Annotated in this window: 14 protein-coding genes; 9 read left to right on the top strand and 5 right to left on the bottom strand. The window is 63.5% G+C overall.

The annotated features are described in order from the left end of the window. Positions 1–13 precede the first annotated feature (13 nt). Both HYH08_RS17595 and napE read right to left on the bottom strand, forming a co-directional pair. Positions 14–328: a chaperone NapD gene (locus HYH08_RS17595; protein ID WP_220011061.1), complete on the bottom strand. Its 315-nt coding sequence runs from the start codon at positions 326–328 to the stop codon at positions 14–16. A 26-nt stretch (positions 329–354) separates the two neighbouring features. Beyond that, positions 355–540, bottom strand: coding sequence for a periplasmic nitrate reductase, NapE protein (gene napE, locus HYH08_RS17590; RefSeq protein ID WP_220011060.1), 186 nt, complete (start codon positions 538–540; stop codon positions 355–357). Positions 541–815: 275 nt separating this feature from the next. On the opposite strand from napE, the gene HYH08_RS17585 reads away from it, so the two are divergent. From HYH08_RS17585 to HYH08_RS17570, 4 genes are all read left to right on the top strand, one after another. After that, positions 816–2,021: an LLM class flavin-dependent oxidoreductase gene (locus HYH08_RS17585; protein ID WP_220011059.1), complete on the top strand. Its 1,206-nt coding sequence runs from the start codon at positions 816–818 to the stop codon at positions 2,019–2,021. A 9-nt stretch (positions 2,022–2,030) separates the two neighbouring features. Next, complete coding sequence (locus HYH08_RS17580) at positions 2,031–2,384, top strand: DUF2200 domain-containing protein (RefSeq protein ID WP_220011058.1); 354 nt, start codon at positions 2,031–2,033, stop codon at positions 2,382–2,384. A gap of 98 nt (positions 2,385–2,482) precedes the next feature. Continuing rightward, positions 2,483–3,418: an NAD(P)/FAD-dependent oxidoreductase gene (locus HYH08_RS17575; RefSeq protein ID WP_228747892.1), complete on the top strand. Its 936-nt coding sequence runs from the start codon at positions 2,483–2,485 to the stop codon at positions 3,416–3,418. A gap of 145 nt (positions 3,419–3,563) precedes the next feature. Beyond that, positions 3,564–6,443, top strand: coding sequence for an ATP-binding protein (locus HYH08_RS17570; RefSeq protein WP_220011057.1), 2,880 nt, complete (start codon positions 3,564–3,566; stop codon positions 6,441–6,443). A gap of 3 nt (positions 6,444–6,446) precedes the next feature. On the opposite strand, the gene HYH08_RS17565 is transcribed toward HYH08_RS17570, so the two are convergent. After that, entirely contained in the window at positions 6,447–6,941 is a 495-nt protein-coding gene (locus HYH08_RS17565) for a DUF302 domain-containing protein (protein WP_220011056.1), read from the bottom strand. Between the two features lie 80 nt (positions 6,942–7,021). Then, positions 7,022–7,792 carry an alpha/beta fold hydrolase gene (locus HYH08_RS17560; RefSeq protein WP_220011055.1) on the bottom strand — a complete coding sequence of 257 codons (771 nt, stop codon included), beginning with the start codon at positions 7,790–7,792 and terminating at the stop codon, positions 7,022–7,024. 197 nt (positions 7,793–7,989) lie between these two features. Between HYH08_RS17560 and HYH08_RS17555 the strand changes: the two genes are divergently transcribed. Together HYH08_RS17555 and HYH08_RS17550 are read left to right on the top strand one after the other, a co-directional pair. Continuing rightward, positions 7,990–8,952 carry an AraC family transcriptional regulator gene (locus HYH08_RS17555; protein WP_220011054.1) on the top strand — a complete coding sequence of 321 codons (963 nt, stop codon included), beginning with the start codon at positions 7,990–7,992 and terminating at the stop codon, positions 8,950–8,952. A 269-nt stretch (positions 8,953–9,221) separates the two neighbouring features. Then, complete coding sequence (locus HYH08_RS17550; protein WP_220011053.1) at positions 9,222–10,268, top strand: transglycosylase SLT domain-containing protein; 1,047 nt, start codon at positions 9,222–9,224, stop codon at positions 10,266–10,268. A 41-nt stretch (positions 10,269–10,309) separates the two neighbouring features. On the opposite strand, the gene HYH08_RS17545 is transcribed toward HYH08_RS17550, so the two are convergent. Beyond that, the gene (locus tag HYH08_RS17545) at positions 10,310–11,218 is read right to left on the bottom strand and encodes a LysR family transcriptional regulator (protein WP_220011052.1); all 909 of its coding nucleotides are present in this window, start codon (positions 11,216–11,218) and stop codon (positions 10,310–10,312) included. Between the two features lie 95 nt (positions 11,219–11,313). On the opposite strand from HYH08_RS17545, the gene HYH08_RS17540 reads away from it, so the two are divergent. From HYH08_RS17540 to HYH08_RS17530, 3 genes are all read left to right on the top strand, one after another. Beyond that, the gene (locus tag HYH08_RS17540) at positions 11,314–12,159 is read left to right on the top strand and encodes an SDR family oxidoreductase (RefSeq protein ID WP_220011051.1); all 846 of its coding nucleotides are present in this window, start codon (positions 11,314–11,316) and stop codon (positions 12,157–12,159) included. An 11-nt stretch (positions 12,160–12,170) separates the two neighbouring features. Beyond that, positions 12,171–12,671 (top strand): lipocalin-like domain-containing protein, encoded by a 501-nt coding sequence (locus HYH08_RS17535; protein WP_220011050.1) that lies wholly within the window; start codon positions 12,171–12,173, stop codon positions 12,669–12,671. Positions 12,672–12,776: 105 nt separating this feature from the next. Continuing rightward, positions 12,777–13,940: a cytochrome P450 gene (locus tag HYH08_RS17530; protein ID WP_220011049.1), complete on the top strand. Its 1,164-nt coding sequence runs from the start codon at positions 12,777–12,779 to the stop codon at positions 13,938–13,940. Positions 13,941–14,171 lie beyond the last annotated feature (231 nt).

The following is a 14,171-nucleotide window of genomic DNA, read 5'->3' as shown; positions in this document are numbered from 1 at the left end:
GCTCTTCCCTCGACTAGGCGGTTTCGATGGCGTGAAAGACCAGCGCCGCGGAATAGACGTCTGCCAGCGACTGGATGGTGTTGAGCATGGTGCCGAGGCTGCCCGCGTCCGGCGCCTCGGTGACGACGACGAGTTTGCCGCGCGGATCCCGGCCGTGAATTTCGCAGCCGGGAAGCGCCGATATCTCGGCCTCCAGCGCGTCGAGGCGCTCGGGGCGCGCCTGCACGACGATGCTGGCGATCTCGCAGCCGGGTGGAGAGATGACGCGGTCGGTGCTGAGCACCCGTCCCGTGATCAATGCACGGCGGTTGAACGTGGGGTGGGCCATGATGCCTGTCTTTCGCTTGTCGGGGATCAATGCGCGGAGGGCGGCGGCCCAGGTGGGCCGGCGAACATCTGGTAGATCCAGACGCCGAGCCCGTAAGAGCCGACCGTTCCGACCGCGAGGACGGGCATCACGACCGCGGTCAGGAACAGGAACGCAAAAATCTCCATGCGCTTACGGCGCACGCGCGAGGTCGTGTCGTCGGGAGCCGACATATCCGGTCTCTTCGGGGATGTGATGGGGAATCGGGACGGCATCCGGGCCGTTGCCTTGCTGCATGATTGATGCAAAAGAGCCGCGACGGCGTTGATCTGGATCAATCGGGCGCGTTCGCCGCACCCTGTCGCGGCGGAATCAGGCGCGTTCGGCTACGCGCGGTGGCGGGATCGATGTCCCGCGCGATGGAATTGCGTTGCCGTAGACAGCCGCATCTCACGCACTAAGATGACGCTAACAACAATAAGCGGGCAAGAAAACCGGGAGAGGCGTCATGAAGTTCGGCATCTTCTATGAGCTGCAACTGCCGCGGCCCTGGGCGGTCGGCGACGAGCTCGCCCTTTACCAGAATGCGCTGTCGCAGATGGAGCTCGCCGATAGCCTCGGCTACGACCACGCCTGGGTCGTCGAGCATCACTTCCTCGAGGAATATTCGCACTCGCCCTCGCCGGAATCGTTCCTCGCCGCCGCCAGCCAGCGCACCAAAAACATCCGGCTCGGCCACGGCATCCTCCAGCTCACGACCAACCATCCGGCGCGCGTCGCCGAGCGCGTCGCGGTGCTCGATCTGCTCTCCAACGGCCGCTGCGAATTCGGCATGGGCGAGAGCGCGTCGATCACCGAGCTGACGCCGTTCGGCCGCGACATGGAAACCAAGAAGGAAGTGTTCGAGGAAGCGGTCGCTGCGATCTTCCCGATGTTCAAGGACGCAGGGAGCGAGCATCACGGCAAATATTTCGACATTCCCTTGCGCAACGTCGTGCCCAAGCCCGTGCAGAAGCCGCATCCGCCGCTGTGGATGGCGTGCTCGCAACTGCCGACGATCGAGCGTGCCGGCCGTCACGGCTTTGGCGCGCTCGGCTTCCAGTTCGTCAGCGCCGACGCCGCACACGCTTGGGTGCACGCCTATTACAATGCGATGACCAAACGGCTGCACAAGCTGGCCGACTACGAGATCAATCCGAACATGGCGCTGGTCTCGTTCTTCATGTGCGCCAGGACCGACGAGGAGGCCCGTGCCCGCGCCGACGGCGCCACCTTCTTCCAGTTCGCGCTGCGCTTCTACGGCGCCTCGCAGAACCGCCAGCGCCCCGCGCCCTACACCGTCAACATGTGGGACGAGTACAACAAGTGGAAGCGCGAGAACCCCGAGGCACAGGAGGCCGCCTTGCGCGGCGGCCTGATCGGCTCGCCCGAGACGATCCGGAAGAAACTGAAGCGCTTCCAGTCCTCGCATATCGACCAGGTGATCCTGCTCAACCAGGCCGGCAAGAACAGCCACGAGCACATCTGCGAATCGCTCGAGCTGTTCGGCCGCGAGGTGATGCCGGAGTTCCAGAACGATCCGGCTCAGGCCGCCTGGAAACAGGGCGTGATGAGCGGCGAGATCAAGCTGGAGGAGATCGACACCGAGGCCTTCATCGATCGCTATGGCAAGCTCGCGATCAATGTCGCCCCGGCAAAGGCCGCGGCGGGGTAGGGGGTTCTCTTGGCGAAACACAGGATCTATACGACCAGCTTCGCCAGCGTTTACCCGCTCTATGTTGCGAAGGCGGAGAAGAAGGGCCGCTCGAAGGCCGAGGTCGATCAGATCATCACCTGGTTGACAGGCTACGGTCCGAAGGAGCTGCAAATCCAGCTGGAGCGAAAGACGGATTTTGAAACCTTCTTTGCCGAGGCTCCTGCGATCAATCCGTCCCGCAACCTGATCAAAGGCGTGGTCTGCGGCGTACGGGTGGAGGAGATCGAGGAGCCCACGATGCGGGAGATCCGCTACCTGGACAAGCTGATCGACGAGCTGGCTAAGGGAAAGACGATGGACAAGATCCTGCGAAAAGAGTGATTCTCCGGCCGCTGCCGGCGGATCATGTCGAAAGGCGCCACGCGATCGCGCGAGGAACGAACGAGGCGCAGGGCATTTGACAGCGAGGCGCGCCGCCCATGGCGCCGCTGCTGCGACCTTCAACGACGATGCTCATGACACCCTTTCGCCAGCCAGACGTGCTCGACTGCGTCGTGATCGGAGGCGGGCCGGCCGGGCTTACGGCCGCCCTCTATCTCGCACGTTACAGGCGGTCGGTCGTCGTGATCGATGCCGGACGCAGCCGGGCGGAATGGATCCCGAAGAGCCATAATTATCCGGGCTTTCCGTCAGGCATTTCCGGCCATGAGCTCCTGGCATTGCTCAGGAAGCAGGCGTCCTTCTACAACGTCACCCTCGTCAGCGCCCATGTCGACGGTCTCGTCCGAAGCGGCGAGGTCTTCGAGGTCCGCTGCGGCGACGGAACGGCGAGGGCGCGAACCGTTCTTCTGGCCACGGGCATTGTCGATATCGAGCCGGAGATCGAAGGACATGATGCGGCCGTGCATCGCGGACTGATCCGCTACTGCCCTGTTTGCGATGCGTTTGAAGCTGCCGACAAGCGCATCGGCGTCCTTGGCGGCGGCAGTGGCGCTGTCGGTAAGGCCAGGTTCCTGCGCAGCTACTCACGCGATGTCGCGCTGGTCGTGTCGGGCGAGGAGGCCGTCGCCGAGGAAGACCTCCGCGCATCCGGGATCAGGCTGATCCGTGCCACCTCGGAATTGCGGATCGAAAACGGCAGCATCCTCGCCCCGAGTGATCAGGGAGACGTCGCGATCGACGTTCTCTATCCGGCGCTCGGCTGCAATGCGGGCTCGAAGCTGGCAACCGGCCTTGGCGCGTGCAGCAATGATGTGGGCTGCCTCGAGGTCGACGCGCACCAGCAAACGACGGTGCCGGGGATCTACGCCGCAGGGGACGTCGTATCCGATCTTCACCAGATCGCGGTCGGGACGGGCCACGCGGCGATCGCGGCCACCCGTATTCACAAGACTCTGCCGCCCAATCCGCGCTGAGGACGCGCCCGCGTGAAGTTGAAGCAGCGCTGCGGCGTCTGCGACAAGATGCCCGCCGCAATCGTGCTTTTTCAAAATCACTGTGTTCAGCAGGGGTTTGTCGCGTGGTATTTTCGGATGTTGTCGTATCGTTTGATCGTGATGAATGCAGGCTATCACCGAGACATTGCAAGCAGGCCGGCGTCGTGAGGAACTGACGTTTTCCTTTGGACCGTTCCGGCTGGTGCCGCGGCGCCAGCTTCTTCTTCAGGATGGCCGGCCGGTCAAAATGGGCGGCCGCGCCTTCGAGCTGCTACAGCTGCTGGTTCAGCGCCCCGGCGAACTCGTCAGCAAGGACGAGCTGATGGAGGCCGCCTGGCCCGGCACGTTCCTCCATGACAGCAATCTCAAGGTCAATATGTGGAGCTTGAGGCGCTCGCTGGGCGATACCCAGGAGGAGCCCGTCTACATCGCGACGGTGGCGCGGCGCGGTTACAAGTTCATTGCGGAAGTGCAAGCCAGCATCGGCGACGTCGCGGCCGGTCTTCCGCATGTGGAGCCGGCCGGCCTGTCCAGGCCGCCCGTGGTGCGCGGCGTCGTCGGCAGAGAAGCCGAAATCGCCGGCATTGCCGAGGCCCTGATCGAGCGCAGGCATATCACCCTGGCGGGCGCAGGCGGGGTCGGCAAGACGACGGTCGCCATCGCTGCCGCACAGGTCTTCGCATCCCGCTGCCGCGACGGCGTGTGCTTCGTCGACCTTTCGACGATTGCCGATCCGATGCTGTTCGGCACCGCGCTGGTCACGGCGCTGGGCATCAGGGGCAATTCGGACAACAGCATGGCGGCAGTCCTCGATTATCTGAGGGCGCGGCAGATGCTGGTGGTGCTGGACAATTGCGAACATGTGTTGCCTGCCGCGACCATGTTTGCCGGCCGCTTCGTGACGGACACATCATCGTCCAGGCTGCTGGCCACCAGCCGCGAGCCGCTCGGCACTCCAACCGAGCATCTGGTGCGGCTTGGCCCGCTCGGTTCGCCGCCACCGGGCCGTGCGCTGGCGATCGGCGAGGCCATCAAATTCCCCGGCGTGCAGCTGTTTGTCGGGCGGGCCGCAGCATGGTCGAACTACCAGTTCGTGGATGACGACTGCGACGCGGTCGCCCGGATATGCCATGCGCTCGACGGGCTGCCGCTGGCCATCGAATTGGCGGCAGCACAGATCGGCAGGTTCACACCCCGCCAATTGCTGGCGCTGCTCGATCAGAACCTCGGCTTTCGCGCCCCAATCATCGACGCCGCGACGCCGCGGCATGAAACGCTGATGGCGACGATCGACTGGAGCTTCAAGCTGCTGTCGCAGCAGGAGGCCAGGCTGTTCGGCCTGCTGTCGGTGTTCAGCGACGCGTTCGAGGCCGAGGATGCGGTTTTCGTCGCCGAGGCGGCGGGGCTCACGCCGGTCGACGTCGTCACCGGCCTCGGCAGCCTGGTGGCTAAATCGCTGCTGAACGCGCAAGCGCAGGGCGCCGGTCTTCGCTATCGGCTGCTCGACAGCACGCGACGTTATGCGGCGGAGCGCCGTCTGGCCGATCCGGCCTCCCGCCAGGCCCTCGACCGTCATGCTCGGCGCATGCTTGCGCTGTTCGAACAGTCCGAGGAGGAGTGGAACTGGCGCGAACCTGCCGATTGGACGGAGCGCTATCTCGGCCGCATCGCCGATTTGAGAGCCGCTCTGTCATGGGCGTTCGGCGCGGACGGCGATCCGGTCCTCGGCATCCGCCTGACGGTTGCCGCCGTCACGCTGTGGTCGGAGACGGCGATCCTGTCGGAGGCGCAGGCACGATTGGAGACCGCGCTGGGCCTTGCCAAGTCCATCGCATGTGACGATCTGCTGCGGGCAAAGCTCGCCTGTGCGCTGGGATGGAGCCTGTTCTACGCGCGCAAGCTCTCGAACGAAAACGAGCTGGCATGGCTCGATGCCATCGCCTTCTCGCGGAGCGCGGGGGATGTCGAGTACCAGCAGCGCGCATTGGTGGGGTTTGCTTTCTACCTGCTGCAGATCGGCCAGATTCCGCGCGCGATCACCCATCTCGAAGAGGCCACGGCACTCGGTAATCGGGACCGCGACCTGACGGCGACATCCGAAGCCGACCGTGCCTGGGCCTGGGCCCAGGCTTTCGCCGGCGAACTGAGCAAGAGCCGTCTGGTTCTGGATCGTCTCACGGCAGCCTATTCCCTGGCCGAGGGCCGTTCGCGGAAGGATGCCAACGAGGTCTATCGCTTCATCACGGTTCGCTTCAACCTGCCTTTCGTGGCGTGGATGCAGGGGCAGGCCGAGTACGCGGCGAAGCTGGCCGACGATGCCGTCGAAGCCGCCGATCGCGGCGGTCATTGGGTCTCGCAGTCGAACGCGCTGGGCCTTGCGGCGCTTCCGATCTCGCTGGAAACCGGGAATCTGGCGGCGCTCGAGCATTACACCGAGCGACTGCGCCGAAATCTGGACCGGGAGAGGATCTCGCGCTGGATTCCCGTCGAACGTTATTTCTCGGCCTGCCTGCGCGATTTGCGGGGCGATCTCCGGGCGGTCGAGGACATCCGTGCCGCGATCGAGGAGCTGATCGACTGTCGCTTCCTGATGCGGATCGGCAGCTATCTCGCCGTCCTCGCCCGCGCCTATCTGCGCCAAGGGCGGACCAAGGAGGCGCGCAAGGCGATCGCAAGAGCTCTTCGTCATCAGGAAGACCAGGGCGAGCGCTGGTGTCGTCCGGAACTCCTGCGGGTCGAGGCGTCCGTTCTTTTTCACGAAGGTGAGCCGCTGCTTGCCGAAAGCCTGTTGCAACAGGCGCTCACTGAGGCGCGCGCGATGGGGGCGAAGACCTTCGAGCTGCGCATTGCCACCGATCTGGCCGCATACTGGATCGCGACCGGGCGCAGGCCGAAGGCGATCCGATTGCTCGCGCCGGTCTACGAGAGTTTCACCGAGGGCTTCGAGGTTCGGGACCTCGTGGCTGCTTCGCACCTGCTGCAAGGCGCGCGCGCTTGCGCGTAGGCGTCAGCTCGTACATTCGCGCAGCAGGGTCGTGACTTTCTCGTCGAGAGCCCGGGCGACGGCGAGAGCTTCCGGACTGCCGTAAGGCAGCAGGCAGCTCTCCATCTTGTCATAAGATACGTGAACGCCATCGGGGCGCTCATCGATGAGCAGCGTGACCGGCGCGTAGGATCCGGCATCGGGCACGTGCCTGACCATTTCTTTCATGATGAGCGGATTTCCGACCACGAGCCGGACGATCCTGGGCCTCATGGATTCAGTTTCGCGACGCAGGATGTCGCCGAGGTCGAACTCCGCGAACAGCATGAGGCCGGTGCGGCCCACGCTGTCTTGTACGATGCGCTCCAAATCCGGGAAGGATTTCGCCGACCTCGTCGCCTGGAAGAATTCGGCGATGTCGGGCTGGCCGATCGCCGACTTGATCGCGGCCACGACATCGTCGAACGGTCTGGAGCTCGTGAGGCTGAAGCGCTCGACTTCGACTTTCTGGATTGGCATCTTGGATTCCGTTCCTGTTGTCATGGATGAAATGGCTCAGCGTGCGCGCTCCCGGCGCGAAAGAGCCGGGAGCGGCTGCGTCACTTCGCGAGCGTGGCCTTTTCGATGACCTCGGCGACCTGCTTGGCATGGACGACGAGCGAAGCATGGCTGCCGGCAACATCAGTCACCTGGGCCTTCATCCTCGTCGCGAAGAATTTCTGGGCCTCGGGCGCGATGACCTTGTCCTTCGTGGTGATTACATCGAACGTGGGCTTGTCACGCCAGGCTGCGACGGTGACGGGGGCCTGAAACGCAGCGACATTCAATGGAAGCTGCGAGTTGGCGAGGTGCTCGGCGATCTCCGGCGGAAGGTCGGCCGCGACCGCCGACGGAAATACCTTGGGATCGATGTACAGATTTCCCTTCGCGTCAGGATGGATCGCATTGCCGCCCTCGGTCGGTGGGCCGGCCTTCGACAGCGACTCCAGGGATTCGCCGACATCAGGCGCGAAGGCGGAGACATAGACCAGTGCCGAGACCTTGGGATCGTTGCCGGCTTGCGTGATCACCATGCCGCCCCAGGAATGGCCGACCAGAACGGTCTTGCCATCCTGCTTCGCCAGCGCCTGCCTGGTTGCATCGACGTCGGCAGCAAGAGAGGTGAGCGGATTCTCGACCAGCGTGACGTTGTAGCCCTTCTTCGTGAGAATATCGGCAACGGGCTGCCAGCTCGTCTGGTCCACGAAAGCGCCGTGCACGAGCACGATGTTGTGGACGGCTCCCTTGGGCAGTTCGGCAGAATTGGCGGAGCCGACCAATGTCGATCCGGCCAGGAGTATGGTGGCGGCTGAGAGAAGGATGTTTCGCATCGATAAATTCCTTTTGGCATGTCGGACGAACAGTCCGGAGGGAATGGACAGGCGTTCCTCCATCTGCCGTCGGCGAGATGGTTGCCGCACGTGACGGTGGCCTGCCGCGGCATGAAGGTAGGGCGCGTGGGTTTCGGCCAAAGCGAGCAATCGTCCGGATGTTGTGTCCGATCGTCCACCGGATTAGCGTGGGCGGCATGGATATCCTCGCCCAGGTGCTCGACCGCATTCGTCTTGGGGGAACGCTGCTCTATCACTTCGAGCTCGGCCATCCCTGGCATCTCGAGTTGCCGGCGCGGCCCTACGCCCTGTTTCATTATCTCAGCGAAGGCACTGCGACTCTCGCGCTCGCGCAAGGGCCGGAAATCCAGATGACCGCGGGCGATTTCGTCGTCATCACGCGCGGAGAGCCGCATGTGTTCTATTCGGATCGCGGAGCCGAGCCCCTGCAGATCAAGGATATCGATCGCGCGTCGTCGCGGTTCGGCGTCGTTCGTCACGGCAGCCGCGTCAAGCCGCTCGCGACCATGATCTGCGGCAATTTCACGGTGTCCCGGCCGGTGCTCGGCAGCGTCATGGAGCTGCTGCCGCCCGTGCTTCAGCTGAAGCCGAAGACGGACAGCGGTTGGCTCGAGGCAATCCTGCGTCGCATGATCAGCGAGTTCGCGCTGGAGCGTCCCGGCCAACGCGTTGCGCTGTCACGCCTGACGGAAGTACTCTTTGTCGAGGTGCTCCGAAGCTGGATCTCGTCTCTCGATCCCGGGCAGGGCGGCTGGCTCGGGGCCATATCCGACCCGCATATCGGACCGGCACTCAAGCTCATTCACGAAAACCCGGAGCGGCCCTGGGCGCTGAGCGACCTCGGCCGTCGTGTCGGGCTTGGTCGCTCGGCATTTTCGGCGCGCTTCACCAGGCTCGTCGGCCAGCCGATGCAACGCTATGTGATCGAACGTCGGATGGTGGAGGCGGCGTTCCTGCTGGAGACCACCGATGAGTCCATCGCGCAGATCGCCAGCCGGGTCGGCTACGAGACACCGGCGGCGTTTTCGAAGCTGTTCCAGCGGCATCACGGCCTCTCGCCTGGCCGCTACCGGGCCGCCCGGCGCTCCAACGGCGGCGAAAGGCACGGGGACGTCCAGGACACGGACGTCGCCGAGTGATCCTGCATATCTATCTCGTCCTGAATGACGCGGCACCGGCTGACCAATGTTGGTGAGGCGATCCCGCCCATGCCGGTTGCGTTTACACTCCGTTTAGACCGCCTTCGGGTTCTGTGACGTTGCTCACGGAGGCGCTGACGCTTTCGTCGGACCAGCGTCCGTTCTCGTTCACCACATTTAAACCTTAAGATTTTACGAAGGAGGCTGACCACAGGCCCAGGAACCATGCGCAGACCTCTCGTACAGGTGCCATCCGTGGACTTCGGGCCATGAAGGCTTGGCAGACCAGCTGCATCATGGCTGTCATCGCATCCGTGGGGTTTTATCTGGCCGCCGCAGGCAGGCCGGACGCGACGGCGCCTGATGTCATTCCGGGGGCGGCAGCGAACATTGCCGCGTCCGGCAACATGGCGGCTCCTGCTAACATCATGACGCCTGCGTTGTACGCAGAAGCATCCGCGAGACTTGCGGCAGCGCTTCGCGCAGAAAGAGCAGAGCTTGGCGCGGCGACGTCAAGAGGTTCCGCGTCGTTGAGCACCGAAGCCGAAACCGCCGATCTTCCCGCCGGGCCAAAACTGGCGTCGTTGGGAGAGGATATCGTCCAGTCGCTGCCGCCGGCGCGCGATGCATCCGACGGTGCTCCGAAAGCGGCGTCGACCGATTTCCGTTATCTGATCTACTACATCTGGTCCGAACTGCCGCCCGCCGAGAAACCGGCGGAGACCGTCTTGCGTGCGTTCAAGGACATCCCGCTCGGAACGCCGGCCGAAGAGATCAAGCGCGTTTCCGAAGCGTTTGGTCTCGACGTCAATTTCATGATGGCGGTTGCCAAGATCGAATCCGGTTTCAACCCCAATCAACGCACCGGGTCCTATATCGGCCTGTTTCAGCTGAGCCAGTATGAGTTCGGGAAGTTCGGTTTTGGGGAGATCCGTAACCCCAGGGACAACGCCGTTGCGGCCGCCTACAAGATCATGACCGAAGGCGTCCAGTTCGGGTGGATCACGCACCGGACGCCTGATATGAGCGACCTCTATTTGATCCATCAGCAGGGCTGGGAAGGCGCCGCTGAGCACATCAGCAAGCCCGCTCGCCTCGCCTGGAAATCCATGTGCGCCACCAGCGAAGGCAAGGAGAAGGGCGAGCGGTGGTGCAAACGCGCGATCTGGGGCAATGCACTTCCGGCATTCAAGCGCACCTGGAAATCGGTGGACAACGTGACGTCGGAAGCGTTCGTCGGTATGTGGCGCGGCCGGGTTGCCGAATTCTACACGAAATATCTGGCGACCGCCGCTGCGGCGGCGGCCACTCCGTAATTCCATCGGGGCCGTCGAAGTTTGACGGCTCCGCGGCCGGGTCATCTCGGCCTGCCGGGAAGTTGGGCCTCTTTCAGTACGTCGATGAACGCTCGCAAGACCGAAGGCACGTGGCGGTTTCCCGGATAGTATAGGACGAGACCGGGAATCGGCGGGCACCAATCCGCAAGCACGCAAACAAGTCGTCCGGACTCGATCGCCGCCTTGGCGAAGGATTCCGGGACATAGGCGACGCCCAATCCATTCACCGCAGATTCAACCATGAGATCGTTGTCATCGAGAGTCAGCGCGCCGGGCACGTCGATCACGATTTCCTGGCCGTGCTTGCTGAACTCCCAGCTGTAGCGCTTTCCGCTCGGTAATCGCTGGCGAATACAGCGATGTTGATGCAGGTCATCCGGCGTAATGGGGGCAGGCCTGTGCGCGAGATAGGTGGGTGAGGCCACGGCGACGAAGCGGACACGGTCGCCGAGCTTCACTGCGATCATGTCTTGCGGCACAGCCTCGGCGAGGCGGATTCCGGCGTCAAAGCCGGCATCGACAATGTCGACCAGCCGTCCCTCGGACACCAGATCGAGTTCGACTTTCGGATATCGCGACAGGAACTGCGGGACGACCTCTCGCAACAGCAGCCTTGCCGCGCTTCTGTTCGCATTGATGCGCAGCGTTCCCGCTGGCGCGCCACGCGCTTCTGCAAGTGTATCGATCGCGGTGTCCAGTTCCTTCAGGACCGGTTTGATCTTCGTGAGCAGTTGCGTGCCGGCCTCTGTCGGCGAAACGCTTCGGGTGGTCCGGTTGAGCAGCCGGATACCGAGATTTTTCTCCAGTCCTAGCAACGCATGGCTCAGGGCCGAGCGCGATACACCAATGGCATCGGCGGCTTTGCGGAAGCTTCGATGCTCGGCAACCGCTGCGAAGGCGGCGAGCTCGTTGAGCGTTGGCTTGGCCATTGGTGAAATACCTTCACGACCCTGTCCCGGATTGGGTCGCTTATACCACCAGTCGAGCGCCCCATATCGCAGGTGTCAAGCAATGGGAGCCTCGCATGAACAAGACTCACTTACGCAAGACTTGGCTGATCACCGGCGCCTCGTCCGGCCTCGGCCGGATCATGACCGAGCGGCTTCTCGATCGCGGAGATCGCGTCGCCGCGACCGCCCGGCGCACCGACGCCCTCGCTGATCTCGCACAAAAACATCCATCGGCTCTCAGCGTGATGAGACTCGACCTCACGGATCTCCACGGCATACGCGCGACGGTCGACCAGGCATTCCGTCAGCTCGAGCGGATCGACGTCGTGGTCAGCAATGCCGGCTATGGCCTGGTCGGAGCGGCTGAAGAACTGGAGGACGCGCAGATCGATCATCAGATCGCGACCAATCTCACCGGCTCGATTCAGCTCATCCGGGCGGTGCTGCCACATCTGCGCCGGCAGGGCGAAGGCCGGATTGTGCAAGTCTCATCGGAAGGTGGCCAGATGGCTTACCCGGGCTTCAGCCTCTATCACGCGACCAAATGGGGCATCGAAGGCTTCATTGAGTCCGTTGCGCAGGAGGTGGCGCCGTTCAACATCGATTTCCTGATGGCGGAGCCCGGTCCGACCGCGACGAATTTCGGTGCCGGCATTGTCCTCGCGCCTCCCATCGCCGCCTATGATGATACGCCGGCCGGTGCGGTCAGGCGTGCCGTCAGTGAGCGGACATTCGAGGTCAAGGGCGATGCGGGGCGATCGGTCGATGCGATGATCGCTGCCGCCGACAGCGCCAAGCCGCTCCGGCTGCCGCTCGGCAGCACGGCTTATCTCGATCTGACACGCGAATTGGCGCGTCGGCTCAGCGAGATCGAGGCGCAACGCGATGTCGCGTTTTCAGCTGACCGGCCCGCGAATTGAGGGAGGCATCCATGAGAGCTTCAAGAGCCCTCTCTTCCATCATCGCCCTTGCGTCCCTCGTCATGGCGGGATCTGCCGCGGCCGAGCCGCTCAACAGGGTTCTGGGCACATGGCGCATGGTGTCAGCGCAGCTCGATCCCGACGGCAGGAATGTGCCCGCCTATGGACCCAGGCCAATGAGTCTGCTCGTCTTCACCGCCGACATGCACGTGATCGAGGTCATGACCGATTCCACCGTTCCACGGTTTGCCTCGAATGCGCGTGGCCATGGCACGGCGGAGGAAAACCAGGCCGCGATGGCAGGCGGTATCGGCTGGTTCGGTACCTACACCGTCGATGAGAACGGCGATCTGAGCGGCGATCGCGTCGAAGCCTCGACATTCCCCAACTGGATCGGCGACGTCCGCACGCGCAAGGAGCTCCAGTTCGACATCGACGGTGATCGCATTCTGGAGACTTTCCTGAGGCCGGAGGGAACCAAGATCGTGATCACCTGGCAGCGGCTGCGCTGAGGCGAAGTGCGGCCATGAGCCATGCCGTCTCTCCTAATCGCCAGGGACAGACACAGGCCGCGGAGTTCGCTAGTCTGGCCGGAATAAAATCCGGGGGAGACCGCCTTGAGCACCGCACCGCGCATTGATATCGACCCTGCCGCGTTCTGGGCCGATCCCTATCCGACGCTCGCGAAGATGCGCAAAGACGCGCCGATCGCCTTCGTTCCTCAGCTCGGTTCGACGCTGCTGACGAGCCGCGACGACATCTCGATCTCCGAGAAGCAGATCGACGTGTTCTCTTCGCACCAGCCGGCCGGCCTGATGAACCGGCTGATGGGTCACAACATGATGCGCAAGGACGGCGAGGCGCATCAAATCGAGCGCCGCGCGATGTTTTCGACAGTGTCGCCGAAGACGGTGAAGGCACACTGGACCGCGCTGTTCCAGGCCCATGCCGACCGCATCATCGATGCGATCGGCCCCGGACGCATCGATTTCATGCGCGACTTCGCGCTGCCGTTTTCCGGCGAATGCCTGAAGTCGATCACCGGCCTCACCAACATCCGCTTTGAGGACATGGATTCGTGGTCGCAAGCCATGATCGAGGGCATTGCCAATTACGGCGGCGACCCCGCCGTCGAGGCGCGCTGTCATGCCGCAACGTCGGGCATTGATGCCGCGATCGACGACATCCTGCCGGTGATGCGCAAGCATCCCGACCAGAGCATTTTGGGCGTTCTCCTCGGCTCCGGCATGCCGATGGAGAGTGTTCGCGCGAATGTCAAACTCGCGATCTCGGGCGGACAGAACGAGCCGCGCAAGGCGATCGCCGGCACGGTGTGGGCGCTGCTGACGCATCCCGAGCAGCTCGATCTCGTGCGCCAGGGCGAAGTGAGCTGGCTCGCGGCGTTCGAGGAATATGCCCGCTGGATCTCGCCGATCGGCATGTCGCCGCGGCGCATCGCCAAACCATGGCGCATTCGCGATATCTCCTTCGAAACCGATGAGCGCGTGTTCCTGATGTTCGGCTCCGCCAACCGCGACGAGAAGCATTTCGAGCGCGCCGACGAATTCGACGTGCGGCGAGACAATTCGAAGAGCGTCGCCTTCGGCGCCGGCCCGCATTTCTGCGCCGGTGCCTGGGCTTCGCGCGCCATGATCGCCGACGTCGCGCTGCCGACTGTGTTTGCGAAGGCCAAGGGAATCGAGCTCGCCAATGACGAGCCGGTGCGGATCGGTGGCTGGGCGTTCCGGGGCTTGCAGAATTTGCCGGTGCGATGGCAATAGCTCGCTAGGGCGGGTCCATTCCCACCGGCGACATGATGCCACTATAGCCCTGTTTTGCCCGACGGGTCAAGTAGAATTTCGGATAATTCGTAAATCATTGTTTTTGCAAGCCCGTCTACTGTGCATGGGGTTGTTTTCGAATTTTTACGCGGGCCGCGCGTCGGAGGCTGAGCGCGCGCCGCGATCACATCCGCGTGCAGAAAAATTCCATCTGCATTCGCTCCGCCGCTT

Origin of the sequence: Bradyrhizobium sp. BR 10289 (assembly GCF_019455385.1) — a bacterium.
Lineage (GTDB): Bacteria > Pseudomonadota > Alphaproteobacteria > Rhizobiales > Xanthobacteraceae > Bradyrhizobium.
Note: the sequence above shows the minus strand (reverse complement) of the source record. Positions and strands in the feature narration are given on the sequence as shown.